Origin of the sequence: Acinetobacter calcoaceticus DSM 30006 = CIP 81.8 (genome assembly GCF_000368965.1) — a bacterium.
GTDB classification, from domain to species: domain Bacteria; phylum Pseudomonadota; class Gammaproteobacteria; order Pseudomonadales; family Moraxellaceae; genus Acinetobacter; species Acinetobacter calcoaceticus.
Genome location: NZ_KB849779.1, coordinates 386,428 through 406,676, shown reverse-complemented (window position 1 = coordinate 406,676; position 20,249 = coordinate 386,428). Strand labels below are relative to the sequence as shown.

Below are 20,249 nucleotides of genomic sequence, written 5' to 3'. Positions count from 1 at the left end.
GGAGATCAGCATGAATAAGCGTATGGTTTTTCGATGGCGTGTCTAAATCGAAACTAGAAAAACACCGTTTTAAATCGAAACCATATTAGAGAAAAATTCATGACTACATTAGCGCAATTTGAACAACTTAAGGCATCAGGTTACAACACGATTCCAGTTTATCGCCAGCGTTTGGCAGATACGGAAACACCTTTATCTGTTTTTGCTCGTTTTAAGGACCAAAAACAAGCTTATTTATTTGAGTCTGTCGAAGGTGGTGAAAACTGGGCGCGCTACTCCATGATCGGTTTAGGCGAATCGACAGTTTTTTCATGTAATGCAGGGGTCTTGTCTATACAGCATGCTGATGGTTCGATCACACAAGAAGATTGCCTAGATCCATTTCAATATATTCGTGAATTTCAGAAGCAATTTACAGTGCCACCAGCTGAGCTTCTGCCAGCATTACCAAGTTTTACTGGCGGGCTAGTTGGTTATTTGGGCTATGATGCAGTTCGTTATATTGAGCCGCGCTTAAAGAATGTACCTGCTGCTGATCCAATTGCTTTACCAGACTTGTGGTTGATGCTATCAAAGACAGTCATTGTTTTCGATAACCTTAAAGATACTTTGTTTTTAATTATCCATGCTGATACAACGCAGCCAGATGCTTATGAAGATGCTCAGCAAAAGTTAGATCAATTAGAGCAGTTATTAGCTACACCAGTGAGTTTGCAAGCTAAGCCGCATACACCGCCTCATTTTGAATCGATTACGGGTAAGGCTAAGTTCCTTGAAACAATTGAGAAGGTAAAAGAATACATTAGAGCGGGCGATGTTATGCAGGTTGTTCCGGGCCAGCGTATGGTTTCGGACTTTGATGGTGAGGCTTTGCAAGTTTACCGTGCTTTACGTCATTTAAACCCTTCACCATATTTGTTTTTGGTGCAGGGTCAAACAATTACAGATAACAAACCATTCCATATTGTAGGATCATCACCAGAAATTCTTTCTCGTCTGGAAAATGGTATTGCGACAGTTCGTCCGCTTGCAGGTACAAGACCGCGTGGAAAAACTAAAGAAGAAGACATCGCTTTAGAAAAAGATTTACTTTCTGATGAAAAAGAAATAGCAGAGCATTTAATGTTGATTGACCTTGGTCGAAATGATGTTGGTCGAGTTTCTAAAATTGGTAAGGTTAAAGTTACTGATCAAATGGTGATTGAGCGCTATTCGCATGTCATGCACATTGTTTCAAATGTGCAAGGTGAAGTTCGTGATGATATCGATGCCTTAGATGTATTTAAGGCAACCTTTCCAGCAGGTACTCTATCTGGCGCACCGAAAATTCGTGCAATGGAAATCATTGATGAAGTTGAGCCTGTTAAGCGAGGCGTTTTCGGCGGGGCAGTGGGGTATTTAGGTTGGCATGGTGAAATGGACATGTCGATTGCAATCCGTACGTGTGTTATCCGTGATAAAAAGGTGTATGTGCAGGCTGGAGCAGGGCTGGTTGCAGACTCAAATCCTGAATCAGAATGGAATGAAACACAAATAAAAGCTCGCGCAGTGATCAAAGCGGTTGAATTATCATCAAACGGATTGATTTTATGAGTTTTTAGCGATTTTTTTAAAAAAACCACTTGCATCGTTTGGAAGTTTTGCTAAACTGCACACCGTTCCGATACGAAACGTACGAAACACTAAGAAGCGCCGGCATAGCTCAGTTGGTAGAGCAACTGACTTGTAATCAGTAGGTCCACAGTTCGAATCCGTGTGCCGGCACCATCTAAAAGTGTGAAGTTGTTAAGTGAAGAATAACACTGAAATAAGTGTGAAGTGGTGAGATTCCCGAGCGGTCAAAGGGGGCGGACTGTAACTCCGCTACGAAAGTTTCGAAGGTTCGAATCCTTCTCTCACCACCATTAACTTCGATTGAAGTGCTAAGTATACCAGCATCGTGCGGGAGTAGCTCAGTTGGTAGAGCGGCAGCCTTCCAAGCTGCATGTCGCGAGTTCGACCCTCGTCTCCCGCTCCATCGAAGGATAATCGCTCTTATAGCTCAGTGGTAGAGCACTCCCTTGGTAAGGGAGAGGTCTCGAGTTCAAATCTCGATAAGAGCTCCAGATACAGTTTAGTAGGTTTTCTACAAAGATTTAAAAAGCAGGCTTATTAGTCTGCTTTTCAAGTATTGGGTGTTTGATTTTTTAGGCGATATGTCGATGCTGGGTCTTACTCAGAATTGTGTTCGACGTAAACGAGGACTATAAACATGGCTAAGGCTAAGTTTGAACGTAATAAGCCACACGTAAACGTGGGCACAATCGGTCACGTTGACCATGGTAAAACAACTTTAACTGCTGCGATTGCAACTATTTGTGCAAAAACTTACGGCGGTGAAGCGAAAGATTACTCACAAATCGACTCAGCACCTGAAGAAAAAGCACGTGGTATTACAATTAATACTTCACACGTAGAATACGATTCTCCAATCCGTCACTACGCTCACGTAGACTGCCCGGGCCACGCCGATTATGTTAAAAACATGATTACTGGTGCTGCTCAGATGGACGGCGCGATCCTTGTATGTGCTGCGACTGATGGTCCAATGCCACAAACTCGTGAACACATCCTTCTTTCTCGTCAGGTTGGTGTACCTTACATCATCGTATTCTTGAACAAGTGTGACCTTGTTGATGATGAAGAATTACTTGAATTAGTAGAAATGGAAGTTCGTGAACTTCTTTCTACTTATGACTTCCCAGGTGATGATACTCCAGTTATCCGTGGTTCTGCGCTTAAAGCGTTGGAAGGCGATGCTGGTCAATATGGTGAGCCTTCAGTTCTTGCTCTTGTTGAAGCGCTTGACTCTTACATTCCAGAACCAGAACGTGCTATCGACAAAGCATTCTTAATGCCAATCGAAGACGTATTCTCTATCTCTGGCCGTGGTACAGTAGTAACTGGTCGTGTAGAAGCTGGTATCGTGAAAGTAGGCGAATCAGTTGAAATTGTTGGTATCCGTGATACTCAAACAACTACAGTTACTGGCGTAGAAATGTTCCGTAAATTGCTTGACGAAGGTCGTGCAGGCGAGAACTGTGGTGTTCTTCTACGTGGTACTAAGCGTGAAGACGTACAACGTGGTCAAGTACTTGCTAAACCAGGTACAATCAAGCCGCACACTAAATTCGATGCAGAAGTATACGTACTTTCTAAAGAAGAAGGTGGTCGTCATACTCCATTCCTTAACGGTTACCGTCCACAGTTCTACTTCCGTACAACTGACGTAACTGGCGCAATCCAATTACAAGACGGCGTTGAAATGGTTATGCCAGGCGACAACGTTGAAATGTCAGTAGAATTAATCCACCCAATCGCAATGGACCCAGGTCTACGTTTTGCGATCCGTGAAGGTGGTCGTACTGTAGGTGCTGGTGTTGTTGCGAAAGTAACTGCATAAGCATAATATAGTGACGGATTACGTCTCAGGTTGAGGGCTTTGGCTCTCAACTTGCATTATAGGTCAGTAGTTCAATTGGTAGAGCGTCGGTCTCCAAAACCGAATGTTGGGGGTTCGAGTCCCTCCTGGCCTGCCATATTTTGAAATAAAAAGCTTGATGCTGGCTTAGTTGTTCATATAATAAGTCGCGAGTTCTACGACGAGTACAAAAATGTCGAATGATAAATCGCGTGACGCATTGAGCGACGCGCCAATTCCTCAAAGAAATAATTCTGCTGAAGTTGTTCGTTCTGGTTCGCCTCTAGATATTGTTCTATGGGTGATTGCGATTGCATTATTGGTTTTAGCTGTTATGGCGAATCAGTATTTACCAGCGCATTGGGCACCTGCAAACAATATTTGGGTGCGCGTTGGGGCAATTTTTGCTTGTATCGTTGTGGCTTTAGGTTTATTATACGCCACCCATCAAGGTAAAGGCTTCGTTCGTTTGCTAAAAGATGCACGAGTCGAATTGCGTCGAGTAACTTGGCCAACAAAACAAGAAACAGTCACCACATCGTGGCAGGTTCTATTGGTTGTAGTTGTTGCATCATTGGTTTTATGGTGCTTTGACTATGGTTTGGGTTGGTTAATTAAGTTGATTATCGGGTAAAAGAGCTATGAAACGTTGGTACATTATTCATGCCTACTCTGGCTATGAAAAACAAGTGTTACGTTCACTTACAGAACGAATCCAGCGTAGCGCTGTTGCTGATAGCTTTGGTGATGTCCTTGTTCCTACCGAAGAAGTGGTAGAAATGAAGGATGGTAAGAAACGTAAATCTGAGCGCAAATTCTTTCCTGGCTATGTGTTAGTTGAAATGGAAATGAATGATGATACTTGGCATATCGTTAAAGAATGTCCAAAGGTTCTAGGCTTTATCGGTGGTACACCTGAAAAACCAGCACCAATCACTCAGCGTGAAGCGGATGCGATTCTTGCGCGTGTACGTAATACTGGTGAAGCACCACGTCCTAAGACGATGTTTGAGCCAGGCGAAGAATTACTTGTTATTGACGGTCCATTCACAGACTTTAAAGGTGTTGTGGAAGAAGTTCAATACGAGAAGTCACGTTTAACGTTGACGATTAACGTATTTAATCGACCAACTCAGGTTGAACTCGAATTTCGCCAAGTCGAAAAAACGATTTAATCTTAATTGGTTGAAAAACGCCCGATTTTATCGGGCATTGTTGTTGTAATAAAAGTGTAGCGTAAACATTGGGGAGCCTAGCGGCGTTTGTACCCAGAGGTATTTTAAAATGGCTAAGAAGATTGACGGCTATATCAAGCTGCAAGTTCCAGCTGGTAAAGCAAATCCATCTCCACCAATTGGTCCTGCATTAGGTCAACGTGGTGTAAACATCATGGCATTCTGTAAAGAATTCAATGCTGCTACACAAAAAGTTGAACAAGGTCTTCCAATTCCTGTAGTGATTACTGTGTACAACGACAAGTCGTTCACATTCATCATGAAAACTCCACCAGCTTCTATTCTTCTTAAGAAAGCTGCTGGTATCCAAAAAGGTTCACCTGTACCAAACAAAACTAAAGTTGGTAAGTTGACTCGTGCTCAGTTGGAAGAAATTGCGACTACTAAAGAACCGGATTTAACTGGTGCTGATTTAGACGCACGTGTACGTACCATCGCTGGTTCTGCACGTTCTATGGGCTTGGAAGTGGAGCTATAAGACATGGCAAAGTTAACTAAACGTCAAAAAGCCATTGCTGCTGCTGTTGAAGCAAACAAAGTTTACACTTTGGAAGAAGCGGTTCAAGTTCTTAACAGCTTACCTGCTGCGAAGTTCAAAGAATCTTTAGATGTAGCTGTAAACCTTGGTGTAGACCCGCGTAAATCTGATCAGGTTGTTCGTGGTGCGACTACATTACCTGCTGGTACTGGTAAAACTGTACGTGTGGCGGTATTTGCTCAAGGCGCGCAAGCAGAAGCTGCTAAAGAAGCTGGCGCAGACATCGTGGGTTTTGATGACCTTGCTGAAAGCATCCAAGGTGGAAACCTTAACTTTGATGTTGTAATCGCTGCTCCTGACGCTATGCGTGTTGTTGGTAAGCTCGGTACAATCCTTGGTCCACGTGGTTTAATGCCAAACCCTAAAGTTGGTACTGTAACTCCTGATGTAGCGAATGCTGTTAAAAACGCTAAATCTGGTCAGGCTCGTTACCGTGTAGACAAAGCGGGTATTATCCATGCTGCGATCGGTCAGTTAGGCTTTGATGCTGCTGCTATCCGTCAAAACGTTGAAACCTTAGTTGCTGACTTGAAAAAGTTAAAACCTGCAACTTCTAAAGGTGTATACATCAAAAAGATCACTTTGAGCTCAACTATGGGTCCTGGTCTTACTGTTGATGTAAGCAACGTTTCTAACTAAGTTTAAAACTTGGTCAAGAATTTTAAAGTCCTGATTGAGGGCAGAGTATAAAAAATCATAGATTTTTTATACTCATTCAAAGTAATGCTTTGTTTCCTCACTCATCAGGCGGACTTTGAATTGATAAATGTAAATTTATCAGCGTCAAAGACCACAGGCGAAGAGACTTCTTTTGAATATCTTCTTAATAGCCCAGCCTGCGTAGACGCGGTGGTGTGATTTATTCCTCCTCCGCGTGTAAGTCAAATCTTTGTTGACTTGCGAATTGGGAGTGTACTTTTTTGAGTACATAAATCACCGTTAGGAGGTTTTACAATGGCTCTTCTTATTGAAAGCAAAAAACAGATCGTTGCTGAAGTGGCTCAAACTGCTTCTACAGCGTTCGCTGCCGTTGTTGCTGACTATCAAGGTTTAACTGTTGAGCAATTAACTGCTCTTCGTGTTGAAGCTCGTAAACTAGGTGTTGCTACACGCGTTGTACGTAATACTTTGGCTAAACGTGCTCTTCAAGATACGCAATTTGCAGTCTTGAATGACAACCTTGTTGGCCCAACAATCTTAGCATTCTCAACTTCTGAAGACGATATGGGTGCAGCTGCACGCTTGTTTGAAGAATTTGCTAAAACTAATAAAGCATTTGAATTAAAAGCTGCTGCATTTGACGGCAAACTTTATCAAGGTGCTGAAGTTAGCGTTATCGCAAACCTTCCAAACCAAGAAAAAGCGCTTACTATGCTCGCATCTGTTCTTCAAGCTCCTATTTCGAAATTGGGTCGCTTACTTACAGCGCTTCAAGAGAAAAACGAGTCAGAAGCTGCTTAAGCTTAAATCTACTTCCACACCATTCAATACCCATTTGGAGTTAATCTCATGGCTTTAACAAACGAAGAAATCCTAAACGCAGTTGCTGAAAAAACTGTTCTTGAACTTGTTGAACTTATTTCTGCTTTTGAAGAAAAATTCAACGTATCTGCTGCTGCTGTAGCTGTAGCTGCTGCTCCTGCTGCTGCTGCTGCTGAAGAACAAACTGAATTCAACGTTGAGTTGACTTCTTTTGGTGCTAACAAAGTAGCTGTAATTAAAGCAGTTCGTGAAGCAACTGGCCTTGGTCTTAAAGAAGCTAAAGACCTAGTTGAAGGTGCTCCACAAGTTCTTAAAGAAGGCATTTCTAAAGAAGAAGGCGAAGAACTTAAGAAGAAACTTGAAGAAGCTGGTGCTACAGTTACACTTAAGTAATTGTAAAAGGAGTCGGTTTTTAAATCGGCTCCATAAAATGGCTGATGGCTCTTGGGTCATCAGCCTTTTTGCGTTACAATAATCGGCTCGATTTTTGTTTGTTCTGTACAATAATTGTCGTGTTTTAGAATAATCAGAGTAATTTCAAATGTTTACCAATATTTTTCTTTTTAAAAAATATTGTTAAGCGTTTTAATACCACTAAAAATTGCAGCATTTGTAAACAGTGGTGGCCATATCGGCCTGTGTAATTCCTTCTGAGCCCGTTCTGCAGGCGGGCTTGGTTTACTTTCCGAGGACTCCAGATGGCATACTCATATACCGAAAAGAAACGGATCCGTAAGAATTTTGGTAAATTGCCCCAAGTAATGGAAGCACCGTACTTACTTTCGATCCAGGTCGATTCGTATAGAACGTTCTTGCAAGGTGGCAAATCTCCAAAAAACCGCGAAGATATCGGTCTCCAAGCCGCATTTCGTTCAGTTTTCCCTATAGAAAGTTATTCTGGCAATGCTGCTTTAGAATTTGTTGAGTATAGCCTTGGTAAGCCTGAGTTTGATGTGCGTGAATGTATTTTACGTGGTTCGACTTATGCGGCACCAATGCGCGTAAAAATTCGTTTGATTATTAAAGATCGCGAAACTAAATCTATTAAAGACGTACGTGAACAAGAAGTCTACATGGGTGAAATGCCACTCATGACAGATAATGGTACCTTTGTGATCAATGGTACTGAGCGTGTAATCGTATCTCAATTACACCGTTCACCTGGTGTGTTCTTTGATCACGATAAAGGCAAAACACATTCAAGTGGTAAAGTACTTTATTCTGCACGTATTATTCCTTACCGTGGTTCATGGTTAGATTTTGAATTTGATGCAAAAGATTTAGTTTATGTACGTATTGACCGTCGTCGTAAATTATTAGCAACTGTTGTGTTGCGCGCATTGGGTTATAACAATGAACAAATTTTGAATTTGTTCTATGAAAAAGTGCCTGTATATCTTGATATGGGTAGCTATCAAATTGACCTCGTTCCAGATCGTCTGCGTGGCGAAATGGCGCAATTTGATATTGCAGACAATGACGGTAAAATCATTGTTGAGCAAGGTAAACGTATTAATGCACGTCACGTACGTCAAATGGAAGCTTCTGGTTTAGCTAAGCTATCAGTTCCTGATGAGTACCTGTATGAGCGTATCACTGCCGAAGATATTACTTTACGTAATGGTGATGTGATTGCTGCAAATACATTGTTAAGCCATGAAGTTATGGTGAAACTGGCAGAAGGCGGTGTTAAACAGTTCAATATCTTGTTTACGAACGATATTGACCGTGGTTCATTTGTTGCTGACTCATTACGTGCTGACACAACATCTGGTCGTGAAGAAGCATTAGTTGAAATCTATAAAGTAATGCGCCCAGGCGAGCCACCAACAAAAGAAGCTGCTGAAAACTTATTTAATAACTTATTCTTCTCTTCTGAACGTTATGACTTATCTCCAGTAGGTCGTATGAAATTCAACCGTCGTTTGGGTCGCCCATACGAAGTTGGTACTGACCAGAAGTCACGTGAAGTAGAAGGTATTTTATCGCACGAAGATATCATCGATGTATTACGTACATTAGTTGAAATCCGTAACGGTAAAGGTGAAGTCGATGATATCGATCACTTGGGTAACCGTCGTGTACGTTCTGTTGGTGAAATGACTGAAAACCAATTCCGTGTTGGTTTGGTTCGTGTTGAACGTGCTGTTAAAGAACGTTTAAGCCAAGCAGAAACAGATAATTTATCTCCGCAAGATCTCATTAACGCAAAACCAGTTGCAGCTGCGATCAAAGAATTCTTTGGTTCAAGCCAATTGTCTCAGTTTATGGATCAAAACAACCCATTATCTGAGATTACACATAAGCGTCGTGTATCAGCGCTTGGACCTGGTGGTTTAACACGTGAACGTGCGGGCTTTGAAGTACGTGACGTACATCAAACTCACTATGGTCGTGTATGTCCAATTGAAACGCCGGAAGGTCCAAACATTGGTTTGATCAACTCGCTTTCTGTTTATGCAAAAGCAAATGATTTTGGTTTCTTGGAAACACCTTACCGTAAAGTGGTAGATGGCCGAGTAACTGATGCTGTTGAATACCTTTCTGCTATTGAAGAAGTAGGTACTGTTATTGCACAGGCCGATTCTGCGATAGATAAAGATGGTAACTTAACAGAAGATTTTGTTTCTGTTCGTCACCAAGGTGACTTTGTACGTATGCCACCTGAAAAAGTGACGCATATGGATGTATCTGCACAGCAGGTTGTATCTGTAGCTGCATCGCTTATTCCATTCCTTGAACACGATGACGCGAACCGTGCATTGATGGGTTCAAACATGCAACGTCAGGCGGTTCCTACTCTACGTGCGGATAAACCGCTTGTAGGTACAGGTATGGAAGCGAACGTTGCACGTGACTCGGGCGTATGTGTGATCGCAAACCGTGGTGGTGCGATTGAATATGTAGATGCTTCTCGTATCGTTATTCGTGTAAACGAAGATGAAATGATTGCAGGTGAGGCTGGTGTAGATATTTACAATCTCATTAAATATACACGTTCTAACCAAAACACTTGTATCAACCAAAATATTATCGTGAATTTGGGCGACAAAGTTGCTCGCGGTGACATCTTGGCAGACGGTCCGTCAACAGATATGGGTGAGCTTGCGCTTGGTCAAAACATGCGTGTAGCGTTCATGACGTGGAATGGTTACAACTACGAAGACTCGATTTTATTATCTGAGCGTGTACTTCAAGAAGACCGTTTAACTTCTATTCATATTCAAGAATTATCATGTGTAGCGCGTGATACTAAGTTAGGTGCAGAAGAAATTACTGCCGATATTCCTAACGTAGGTGAAGCTGCACTTTCTAAACTTGATGAATCTGGTATCGTTTATATTGGTGCGGAAGTTACTGCTGGTGACATCCTTGTTGGTAAAGTAACGCCTAAAGGTGAAACTCAGTTAACTCCTGAAGAAAAATTGCTTCGTGCAATCTTTGGTGAGAAAGCGGCTGACGTTAAAGACTCATCTTTACGTGTTCCATCTGGTACTAAAGGTACAGTTATCGATGTTCAAGTCTTCACGCGTGATGGCTTAGAGAAAGATGACCGTGCGATGGCAATTGAAAAAGCACAACTTGACGCTTACCGTAAAGACTTGAAAGAAGAATACAAGATCTTTGAAGAAGCAGCTCGTGAGCGTGTAATTCGTTTGCTTAACGGCCAAGAGTCTAACGGTGGTGGTTCGACTAAACGTGGCGACAAGCTCGTTGACGGTATGTTGTCTGGTTTAGAGCTTGTTGACTTACTTGAAATCCAACCTACAGATGAAGCAATTGCTGAACGTTTATCTCAAATTCAAGTGTTCTTGAAAGAGAAGAGCGCAGAAATTGATGAGAAGTTTGCAGAGAAGAAACGTAAGCTTTCGACTGGTGATGAGTTAACAACAGGTGTTCTGAAAGTTGTTAAAGTTTACCTAGCAGTTAAACGTCGTATTCAGCCTGGTGATAAAATGGCTGGTCGTCACGGTAACAAAGGTGTTGTATCTAACATTTTACCTGTTGAAGACATGCCACACGATGCTAACGGTGTGCCGGTAGATATCGTATTGAACCCATTGGGTGTACCATCTCGTATGAACGTGGGTCAGATTCTTGAGACTCACTTGGGTATGGCAGCTAAAGGGCTTGGTGATAAAATCGAAAAAATGTTGAAAGAACAGCGCACAGTTTTAGAACTTCGCGAATTCTTAGACAAGATTTATAACAAAGTCGGCGGCGAGCAAGAAGATCTTGATAGCTTAACTGATGCTGAAGTCTTAGCACTTTCAGGCAACTTACGTGCTGGTGTGCCTTTAGCTACTCCTGTATTTGATGGTGCTGAAGAAAGTCAAATTAAAGACTTACTTGAATTAGCTGATATTTCGCGTACTGGTCAAACAGTATTGTTTGATGGTCGTACGGGTGAACAGTTTGATCGTCCTGTAACTGTAGGTTACATGTATATGCTCAAATTGAACCACTTGGTTGATGACAAAATGCATGCGCGTTCAACAGGTTCTTACTCACTTGTTACTCAACAACCGCTTGGTGGTAAAGCACAATTCGGTGGTCAGCGTTTCGGTGAGATGGAGGTCTGGGCACTCGAAGCTTACGGCGCAGCATATACACTTCAAGAGATGTTAACTGTTAAGTCGGATGACGTTGAAGGTCGTACACGCATCTATAAGAATATTGTAGATGGTAACCATTATATGGATCCGGGTATGCCTGAATCGTTCAACGTATTGACCAAAGAGATCCGTTCTTTAGGTATCAACATTGAACTGAAAAATGGTGACTAAGTCGTAAGACTCACGATTTTTTAGGAAAAAACAATATTTGTGACCCAGTCGGGTAAGCGTTGCTTCCCGACACACGGAGAAAAAAATTGAAAGACTTGCTCGATATCATGCGTAAGAAAACGGACTCAGATGGTCATGCACCAATTGAGTTTGACCGTATCCGTATTGGTCTTGCGTCACCAGAAATGATTAAGTCATGGTCTCATGGTGAAGTTAAAAAACCTGAGACAATTAACTACCGTACTTTTAAACCAGAACGTGACGGTTTGTTCTGTGCCAAAATTTTTGGTCCAGTAAAAGATTACGAATGCTTGTGTGGTAAATACAAGCGTATGAAATACAAAGGCGTCATTTGTGAAAAATGTGGCGTTGAAGTAACTACAGCGAAAGTTCGTCGTGAACGTATGGGTCACATTGAACTCGCTTCTCCAGTTGCACATATCTGGTTCTTAAAATCGTTACCATCTCGTATCGGTTTATTACTTGATATGACGCTTCGTGATATCGAACGTGTATTGTATTTCGAATCATACGTTGTAACTGACCCAGGTATGACTCCGTTTGAAAAGTATCAACTTTTAACAGACGAAGAATACTTCAATGCACTTGAAGAACACGGTGATGAATTCACTGCGAAAATGGGTGCAGAAGCGATTCAGGACTTATTAAAAGATATCGATCTTGAAGCTGAAATCGCACGTTTACGTGAAGAAATTCCTCAAACAACTTCTGAAACGAAGTTGAAAAAAGCGTCTAAGCGCTTGAAATTGATGGAAGCGTTCAACGATTCAAACAACAAGCCAGAATGGATGGTGATGAATGTACTTCCTGTACTTCCACCTGATTTACGTCCATTAGTTCCACTTGAAGGTGGTCGTTTCGCGACTTCTGACTTGAACGATTTATATCGTCGTGTCATTAACCGTAACAACCGTTTGAAGCGTCTTCTTGATCTTGCAGCACCAGACATTATCGTACGTAACGAAAAACGTATGTTACAAGAGTCTGTAGATGCATTGCTTGATAACGGTCGTCGTGGTCGTGCAATTACTGGTTCTAACAAACGTCCGTTAAAATCTTTGGCAGATATGATCAAAGGTAAACAAGGTCGTTTCCGTCAGAACTTACTAGGTAAGCGTGTTGACTATTCTGGTCGTTCGGTAATTACTGTAGGTCCTACTTTACGTCTTCACCAATGTGGTCTTCCGAAGAAAATGGCACTTGAATTATTCAAGCCATTCATTTTCGCGAAACTACAAGCTTCAGGTCAGGCAACAACCATTAAAGCTGCGAAGAAAATGGTTGAGCGTGAGACTCCAGAAGTTTGGGACGTTCTTGCTTCTGTAATTCGTCAACATCCAGTAATGTTGAACCGTGCGCCAACACTTCACCGTTTAGGTCTTCAAGCATTTGAACCTATTCTTATTGAAGGTAAGGCCATCCGTCTTCACCCACTCGTTTGTGCTGCGTTTAACGCCGACTTCGATGGTGACCAAATGGCGGTACACGTTCCATTGACACTTGAAGCACAGTTAGAAGCTCGTGCATTGATGATGTCAACAAACAACATCTTGTCACCAGCAAATGGTGAGCCGATCATCGTTCCTTCTCAGGACGTTGTCTTAGGCCTTTACTACATCACACGTGATGCAATAAATGCTAAAGGCGAAGGCATGGTGTTTGCTGATACTCACGAAGTAAACCGTGCACTTGCAACTGGTCAGGTTGCGATTCATGCTCGTGTTAAAGTACGTGTGCATCAAACTGTTATCAATGAAGATGGTGAGCGTGAACACGGCACTATTATTGTTGAGACAACACCAGGTCGCTGTTTGCTTTGGGAAGTTGTTCCACAAGGCTTAAGCTTTGACATGATCAACCTTGAGATGACTAAAAAGAATATCTCAAAGTTAATCAACTCTTGTTACCGTAAACTTGGTTTGAAAGATACAGTTATCTTTGCTGACCAATTAATGTACTTGGGCTTCCGTCAAGCGACTCGTTCAGGTGTATCTGTAGGTATGGAAGACATGTTAATTCCACCTACTAAGCACACAATTATTGATAAAGCAGAAACAGAAGTTCGTGAAATCGAACAACAGTTCGAACAAGGTTTCGTAACTGCTGGTGAGCGTTATAACAAAGTTGTCGATATCTGGGCGCGTACAAACGACCAAGTTGCTAAAGCAATGATGGATAACTTGTCTTATACCGTTGTGAAAAACAAACAAGGTGAAGACGAGAAGCAAAAATCATTCAACAGCATCTATATGATGTCTGACTCTGGTGCCCGTGGTAGTGCGGCACAGATTCGTCAGCTTGCTGGTATGCGTGGCTTGATGGCAAAACCAGACGGTTCGATTATCGAAACGCCGATTAAAGCGAACTTCCGTGAAGGTTTGACAGTACTTCAGTACTTCATTTCAACACACGGTGCGCGTAAAGGTTTGGCCGATACAGCATTAAAAACTGCGAACTCTGGTTACTTGACACGTCGTCTTGTAGATGTAGCACAAGATTTGGTAATTACTGAGCCTGACTGTGGTACAGCGGGTGGTCTAGTAATGACTCCATTCATTCAAGGTGGCGATGTTATCGAGCCATTACGTGACCGTGTATTAGGTCGTGTAACTGCTGAAGATGTACGTCGTGCATCTGATGATGAAGTTGTATTACCTCGCGGTACGTTAATTGACGAAAAAATCGCAGCTCATCTTGAAGAAGCGGGTGTGGATGAAGTCAAAGTACGTTCAGTAATTGCTTGTGAATCTGCTTTTGGTGTATGTGCTAGATGTTATGGCCGTGACCTTGCACGTGGTCACTTGGTTAACCCAGGTGAATCAGTAGGTGTAATGGCAGCACAGTCTATTGGTGAACCAGGTACACAGTTAACGATGCGTACGTTCCACGTTGGTGGTGCTGCGAGCCGAACTTCTGCTGCAAACAGTGTTCAAGTACGTAACAAAGGTACTGTACGTTTCCATAACGTGAAAACTGTACAGCATGCAAAAGGTCACTTGGTTTCAGTTTCTCGTTCAGGTGAAATTGGTATTGCCGATGATTTAGGTCGTGAACGCGAGCGCTATAAACTTCCTTACGGTGCAAGCATCTTGTTGAAAGATGGTGAATCTGTAGAAGCTGGCGGTATTGTGGCGACTTGGGATCCGCATACACATCCATTAGTAACAGAAGTTGCTGGTAAAGCACGTTTCAGCCAAATTGCTGATGGCGTAACTGCAACATCAAAAACTGATGATGCAACTGGTATGACTACTGTTGAAATCTTACCTGTAACAGCTCGTCCTGCTTCTGGTAAAGATTTACGTCCTGCGATCGTGTTGGATACAACAGATGGCGGCGAACAGTTCTACTTCTTGCCACAAAACACAATCGTAACTGTTCGCGATGGCGAAACGATTGGTGTGGGTGACGTTATTGGTCGTGTACCACAAGAAACATCACGTACTCGTGATATTACCGGTGGTCTTCCGCGTGTAGCTGACTTGTTCGAAGCACGTAAGCCGAAAGAACATGCAATTCTTGCTGAAGTTTCAGGTGTTGTAAGCTTCGGTAAAGAGACTAAGGGTAAAAACCGTTTGGTAATTAGCCCTGATGATGGTTCTGAGATCTACGAAGAGTTGATTCCAAAATGGCGTCAAATCAACGTGTTTGAAGGCGAGCATGTGAACCGTGGTGAAACTGTTTCTGATGGTCCACAAAACCCGCATGACATCTTACGTTTGAAAGGCGAAGTTGCATTAACTAACTACATCGTGAACGAAGTTCAAGACGTATACCGTCTCCAAGGTGTAAAAATCAACGACAAACATATTGAAGTTATCGTACGTCAAATGTTGCGTAAAGTTGATATCACCGATGGTGGCGATACAAGCTTCATCAAAGGCGAGCAAGTGGATTACATCCGCATGGTACAAGAGAACCAAGCTGTCTTGGCTCAGAACAAGTTCCCTGCGAAGTTCGAACGTCTATTGATGGGTATCACTAAAGCATCGCTTTCTACTGACTCGTTCATCTCTGCTGCATCGTTCCAGGAAACAACTCGTGTGTTAACTGAAGCGGCTGTAACAGGTAAAGAAGATGATTTACGTGGCTTGAAAGAAAACGTTGTAGTGGGTCGCTTGATTCCAGCTGGTACTGGTCTTGCATATCACCTAGAACGTCGTCGTCAAGAAGCAGAAGCTGCTGAACATGAGCTTCACAATGACTTCAGCGAAGTAGACCAAGCATTCAGCCAAGCATTAAACTCAGAACAATTCTAAGTTTGGACTGGCACTAAAAAAGGCACCTAAGGGTGCCTTTTTTATTTATAACAATTAAAAGTGGTAATTACAAAAACATATTGAAGAGCCATTATTTTATTACTTAAGCGGGATAAACCCTCCACAAAAACATATTAGGCTACCTGCTTATGAAGACTGGAGTAAATCTAATGAAAAAAATGATGATGATTGTTAGTGTTGGGTTGATGTCAACAACTTTATTTGTTGGTTGCCAGAATGCAAGCCCAGAAAGTAAACGTATTGGTTCAGCTGCGATTGGTGGTGGTGCAGGTGGTGCCGTCGGTAAACATGTGGGCGGTAATATTGGTGCAGGTTTAGGAGCGGCACTCGGTGCAGGTGTTGCAGCTAATGCAAAAGGGTCTAGTAGTAAAACCGTTCGTAATAGCGCAATTGGTGCTGGTGTCGGTGCGGTATTAGGTGGAGCAGTAATTGGTGGCGACACTGGTGCTGCTGCAGGTGGAGCACTAGGTGGTAGTGCAGGCGCAGCCTATGAAGAGAAGAAAGGGAAGTACTAAAAGTACCCTTAATAATGTTTAAACCTTAGAAGTCTTTATCTTATTAGAGACTTCTTTTTTATGCCTTTTTTATAATTAAAATTTCAATGAGTAGGTATAAAAGGAAGAGCTTTACAAAATATCAATCGATTAGGACAGACGAATAACACAATCTGATCAAATTCCTCATAAAAGAGGATTATGCTTTTTATTAGAACAGATAATAGTGAGTATGGTCATGAAAAAAACAATTGGATTAGTTTCTGCTGTGATGCTGTCTACGCTTATGTTTACAGGTTGTCAAAATATGAGTCCATCTGACCAGCGTATTGGTGCAGCAGCAGCAGGTGGTGCACTAGGTGGTGGTTTAGGTAACCATGTAGGCGGTGGTGTGGGTGCAGGCTTAGGCGCAGCAGTAGGTGCTGGTGTTGGTTCAAATACCCAAGGCGGTAGTAAGCAAACCACGACTAAGAGTGCGATCGGAGCGGGTATCGGTTCTGTGGTAGGTAAAGCAATATTGGGTGGTGACTCTGGTGCTGCAATTGGCGGTGCGATTGGTGGTGGTGCTGGTGCAGCGATTGAAGAGAAAAAATAAAAATTTAGCAAATTAATAAAATAAGCGCTTATTCAGCGCTTATTTTTATTGTTGAAAGGGTTTTGCTTTTTTACGTCTGATATAAAGCGTTTTTTGAACTTCAGCAATTCTTACTCCAGTTTCATCAAAAATGTTTAAATGATAGGTTCTTAAAACAGGTTCGAAGTTGTCGGCAAGTTCACGAATTTGCTCAATTTCAGCCAAGTCGACTCGAATATCTGCATGCACAGTGCTTCGACCAGGGGAAAGAAAATTAATTTCAGCAGCTTTATCCCAAACAATATATTTTGATCCGAGATGATGCAGCAGAATCATCATATAAAATGGATCAACCATTGAATAAATACTGCCCCCGAAATGCGTTCCAACCAAATTTTGGTTTTTCCAAGTCAGAGGCATTTTTACTCGTACATGACAAAGTTCTAAATTCATGATTTCAATATAAATCCCTGCTCCTCGATAAGGAGGGTAGTGATTAAATAGAAATTTTGAAATCGTAGGATTGTTCTGAAGTCTTCTTAAAATAGCCATAATAGTCAATTTTTTTTATTGAAACAGTATTCATACTAGATAAGTATCATCTTTTTTATATTGATGGCAATGCTCTATCCGACTAACGACATGATCGATTGAAAAACAAGATAGGAAATGATTATGCAGCCAAAAGTTCATACAGTAACAACAAGTGACCAACAAACGCTTTGTGCCAAGACATGGGGCGACGAAAAAAATACACCGTTGGTTTTAGTACATGGTTATCCTGACAATCAAGAAGTATGGGAATCAATCATTGAACATTTAATCAATGACTTCTACATTGTCACCTATGATGTACGTGGAGCGGGTTTGTCATCTATACCAAAACGTATTCGTGATTACCGTTTAGAGCGTTTATCTCTAGACTTACAAGAAGTCGTTGATGAATTATTACCAAATCGTCAATTTCATATGGCTGCACACGATTGGGGTTCGATCCAATCTTGGGAGTCGGCAACAGAGCCTAAATTTAAAGGGCGTTTATTGTCATATACAACAATTTCTGGGCCATGTCTTGATCATGCAGCTTTATTCTTACGTGACAAATTTAAATCTGCACCAAGCCATGTTTTAAAAATATTAACTAAATCATGGTATATCGGTGCATTCCATCTTCCATTACTAGCGCCAACAGTGTGGTCTCTTTTTAGCCCTGAAAAATGGGGGAAAGTTCTGACTCAGTTGGAGAGGAAAAGTAATTTACCTTTAAATAATAATATTAATGCTGATGGTAAATATGGCATTAATTTATATCGTGCCAATTTTATTCCTCGTTTAACTGGCCCACGTCAACGTTATGCGCAATGTCCAGTTAAAGCGGTTATTTTAAAATATGATACTTTTGTGAGCCCTGAATATATCACTGAGGCTATGCCAAAGTGGGTAGAAAAATTTGAATATGTAGAGCTTGAAGCAAATCACTGGGCAATTCTGAGTGAGCCTGCGAAAATTGCAGATCATATTCGTCAGTTTATTAAGGCTCAAGCTTAATGATTGAGTGACTGCATAAAACAGTTAATTCGGCGATATTTTCGGCTTCATAGATCTGAATCTGATAGAATATCGCCTTTTGTTTTGCTCTGAATTTATTCATGAATGCTGTCGTTATTGCGATTGCAGTGATGTTTTTATTATCACTGGCACGCGTTTCTGTCGTACTGACTTTAGTGGTTTCTGCCATTGTAGGCGGCCTCGTAGCAGGTTTAAGCCTTTCTCAAACCGTTGATGCCTTTAACGCTGGTCTTGGTGATGGTGCTGAAGTCGCACTTGCCTATGCAGTGCTAGGAGCATTCGCTCTAGCACTTTCAAAATCTGGTTTACCTGATTTACTTGCTCATAAACTTATTGGTTTGTTGGGAATGGAAGCGGGAAAAAGCCGTCAAACTAAAGTGAAATATCTACTATTAGGTATTTTACTTATTTCAGCTATTTTCTCTCAGAACCTTATTCCGGTTCATATTGCCTTTATTCCTGTACTCGTTCCGCCATTATTACGGGTAATGAACCATTTAAAGTTAGACCGTAGAGCAGCAGCCTGTGTGCTTACGCTAGGTTTAGTCGGAACTTATATTTTCCTTCCAGTTGGGTTTGGTGCAATTTTCCTTGAACAAATTTTGATGGGAAATATCAACAAGGTCGGTGCGGCGTACGGCTTGCATGTAGAGCGTGGGATGATGTCAATTGGCATGGCCATTCCAGTTTTAGGAATGGTTTTAGGTACTTTGGTTGCTGTATTTATTAGCTACCGGAAACCAAGGATTTATGCCGATCGCGCTATTACGCCAACCACAACGATTGATTTAGATAAGCCTCTTCGTGCAACTACTCAAGTCGAAACAGCTGACTTAAAAGCAGATGCTGAAGAGTTAAAGCATGAGGCAGAGCAGGCACCAGTGATTGCGAAGAAAACCATTTTTATGGCACTCCTTGCAATCGGTCTGACACTCGCTGCACAGCTCTATTCCGGTTCAATGATTTTGGGTGGTTTAGTCGGTTTTGCTGTTCTATCTACCGCCGGAATTTTTAAGTGGCAAGATGCAGATGATGTCTTTGTACAAGGCATGCGGATGATGGCCTTGGTGGGTTTCATTATGATTTCCGCTGCGGGCTTCGCATCGGTAATGACCCATACGGGAGATATTAATCAGCTAGTGAACGGTGTAGTCGATATTATCGGAGATAACCGAGCACTTGCGGCTTTCTTAATGCTTTGTATTGGTTTATTTGTCACAATTGGTATTGGTTCATCTTTCTCAAGTGTACCTGTACTTGCTGTCATTTATGTACCTTTATGCGTACAGTTTGGATTTTCACCATTAGCGACTATTGCCCTTATTGGGACGGCAGCAGCATTAGGCGATGCAGGTTCACCAGCTTCTGAATCAACCTTAGGGCCAACAGCTGGTTTAGGTGTAGATGGGCAACATGATCATATTTGGGATACGGTTGTACCTACATTTATTCATTTTAATATTCCGCTATTAATTTTTGGCTGGATTGCTGCAATGGTTTTATAGGTTTTTTATAAAATATTGAATGATTAACCTTCTTAATGATGATCTTTAGATTTAAATTAAGAAGGTTTTTTTATTGAATAAATAAAAGATGTATTTAAAATAAATTATATTAAAATACTCAGAATTAAAAAGTATATTAAAATGGTTGGTGATATAAAATAATCTTGATTAATAAGGTTGGGTTTAAAACCAATTAAAATAGTTGGTTAATATATAATTTTATTTAAAACAGATATTTAAAAATAAAAGATAAAATAATTTTATAATGAGTATTGCATGATTTTAAAATACATGTTTATTATAA

General features: G+C 41.5%; 15 protein-coding genes and 5 tRNA genes. 19 read left to right on the top strand and 1 reads right to left on the bottom strand.

The window, feature by feature from the left end; translation table 11 throughout:
• The first annotated feature begins 99 nt into the window (after positions 1 to 99).
• From trpE to F936_RS04220, 17 genes are all read left to right on the top strand, one after another.
• Positions 100 to 1,593, top strand: coding sequence for an anthranilate synthase component I (gene trpE, locus F936_RS04300; RefSeq protein ID WP_005045175.1), 1,494 nt, complete (start codon positions 100 to 102; stop codon positions 1,591 to 1,593).
• A gap of 98 nt (positions 1,594 to 1,691) precedes the next feature.
• Positions 1,692 to 1,767 (top strand) — tRNA-Thr (locus F936_RS04295).
• 53 nt (positions 1,768 to 1,820) lie between these two features.
• Positions 1,821 to 1,904 (top strand) — tRNA-Tyr (locus F936_RS04290).
• A gap of 37 nt (positions 1,905 to 1,941) precedes the next feature.
• Positions 1,942 to 2,017, top strand: a tRNA-Gly gene (locus F936_RS04285).
• 13 nt (positions 2,018 to 2,030) lie between these two features.
• A tRNA-Thr gene (locus tag F936_RS04280) sits at positions 2,031 to 2,105 on the top strand.
• Positions 2,106 to 2,251: 146 nt separating this feature from the next.
• Positions 2,252 to 3,442: an elongation factor Tu gene (gene tuf, locus F936_RS04275; RefSeq protein WP_004640736.1), complete on the top strand. Its 1,191-nt coding sequence runs from the start codon at positions 2,252 to 2,254 to the stop codon at positions 3,440 to 3,442.
• A 60-nt stretch (positions 3,443 to 3,502) separates the two neighbouring features.
• Positions 3,503 to 3,578 (top strand) — tRNA-Trp (locus tag F936_RS04270).
• Positions 3,579 to 3,653: 75 nt separating this feature from the next.
• Positions 3,654 to 4,094 (top strand): preprotein translocase subunit SecE, encoded by a 441-nt coding sequence (gene secE, locus F936_RS04265; protein ID WP_004640737.1) that lies wholly within the window; start codon positions 3,654 to 3,656, stop codon positions 4,092 to 4,094.
• 7 nt (positions 4,095 to 4,101) lie between these two features.
• A complete protein-coding gene (gene nusG, locus F936_RS04260; RefSeq protein WP_003654499.1) occupies positions 4,102 to 4,635 on the top strand; it encodes a transcription termination/antitermination protein NusG in 534 nt (177 codons plus the stop codon).
• 109 nt (positions 4,636 to 4,744) lie between these two features.
• Complete coding sequence (rplK, locus tag F936_RS04255) at positions 4,745 to 5,173, top strand: 50S ribosomal protein L11 (RefSeq protein ID WP_003654500.1); 429 nt, start codon at positions 4,745 to 4,747, stop codon at positions 5,171 to 5,173.
• Between the two features lie 3 nt (positions 5,174 to 5,176).
• Positions 5,177 to 5,872: a 50S ribosomal protein L1 gene (gene rplA, locus F936_RS04250; protein ID WP_003654501.1), complete on the top strand. Its 696-nt coding sequence runs from the start codon at positions 5,177 to 5,179 to the stop codon at positions 5,870 to 5,872.
• A 315-nt stretch (positions 5,873 to 6,187) separates the two neighbouring features.
• Positions 6,188 to 6,694: a 50S ribosomal protein L10 gene (rplJ, locus tag F936_RS04245; protein WP_003654502.1), complete on the top strand. Its 507-nt coding sequence runs from the start codon at positions 6,188 to 6,190 to the stop codon at positions 6,692 to 6,694.
• Between the two features lie 48 nt (positions 6,695 to 6,742).
• Positions 6,743 to 7,108: a 50S ribosomal protein L7/L12 gene (gene rplL / locus F936_RS04240; RefSeq protein WP_003654503.1), complete on the top strand. Its 366-nt coding sequence runs from the start codon at positions 6,743 to 6,745 to the stop codon at positions 7,106 to 7,108.
• Positions 7,109 to 7,413: 305 nt separating this feature from the next.
• Positions 7,414 to 11,502: a DNA-directed RNA polymerase subunit beta gene (gene rpoB / locus F936_RS04235; protein WP_003654504.1), complete on the top strand. Its 4,089-nt coding sequence runs from the start codon at positions 7,414 to 7,416 to the stop codon at positions 11,500 to 11,502.
• An 86-nt stretch (positions 11,503 to 11,588) separates the two neighbouring features.
• Positions 11,589 to 15,782 carry a DNA-directed RNA polymerase subunit beta' gene (gene rpoC, locus F936_RS04230; RefSeq protein ID WP_003654505.1) on the top strand — a complete coding sequence of 1,398 codons (4,194 nt, stop codon included), beginning with the start codon at positions 11,589 to 11,591 and terminating at the stop codon, positions 15,780 to 15,782.
• Between the two features lie 170 nt (positions 15,783 to 15,952).
• Positions 15,953 to 16,318, top strand: coding sequence for a hypothetical protein (locus F936_RS04225; RefSeq protein ID WP_005045169.1), 366 nt, complete (start codon positions 15,953 to 15,955; stop codon positions 16,316 to 16,318).
• 217 nt (positions 16,319 to 16,535) lie between these two features.
• Complete coding sequence (locus F936_RS04220) at positions 16,536 to 16,892, top strand: hypothetical protein (protein WP_003654509.1); 357 nt, start codon at positions 16,536 to 16,538, stop codon at positions 16,890 to 16,892.
• A gap of 45 nt (positions 16,893 to 16,937) precedes the next feature.
• Here the strand turns inward: F936_RS04220 and F936_RS04215 are convergent, their stop codons facing one another.
• On the bottom strand, positions 16,938 to 17,423 hold the full coding sequence (locus tag F936_RS04215; protein ID WP_005045166.1) for a DUF4442 domain-containing protein: 486 nt from the start codon (positions 17,421 to 17,423) through the stop codon (positions 16,938 to 16,940).
• Between the two features lie 117 nt (positions 17,424 to 17,540).
• On the opposite strand from F936_RS04215, the gene F936_RS04210 reads away from it, so the two are divergent.
• Together F936_RS04210 and F936_RS04205 are read left to right on the top strand one after the other, a co-directional pair.
• The gene (locus F936_RS04210) at positions 17,541 to 18,419 is read left to right on the top strand and encodes an alpha/beta fold hydrolase (protein WP_080026185.1); all 879 of its coding nucleotides are present in this window, start codon (positions 17,541 to 17,543) and stop codon (positions 18,417 to 18,419) included.
• 101 nt (positions 18,420 to 18,520) lie between these two features.
• Positions 18,521 to 19,945, top strand: coding sequence for a Na+/H+ antiporter family protein (locus F936_RS04205; RefSeq protein WP_005045162.1), 1,425 nt, complete (start codon positions 18,521 to 18,523; stop codon positions 19,943 to 19,945).
• Positions 19,946 to 20,249 lie beyond the last annotated feature (304 nt).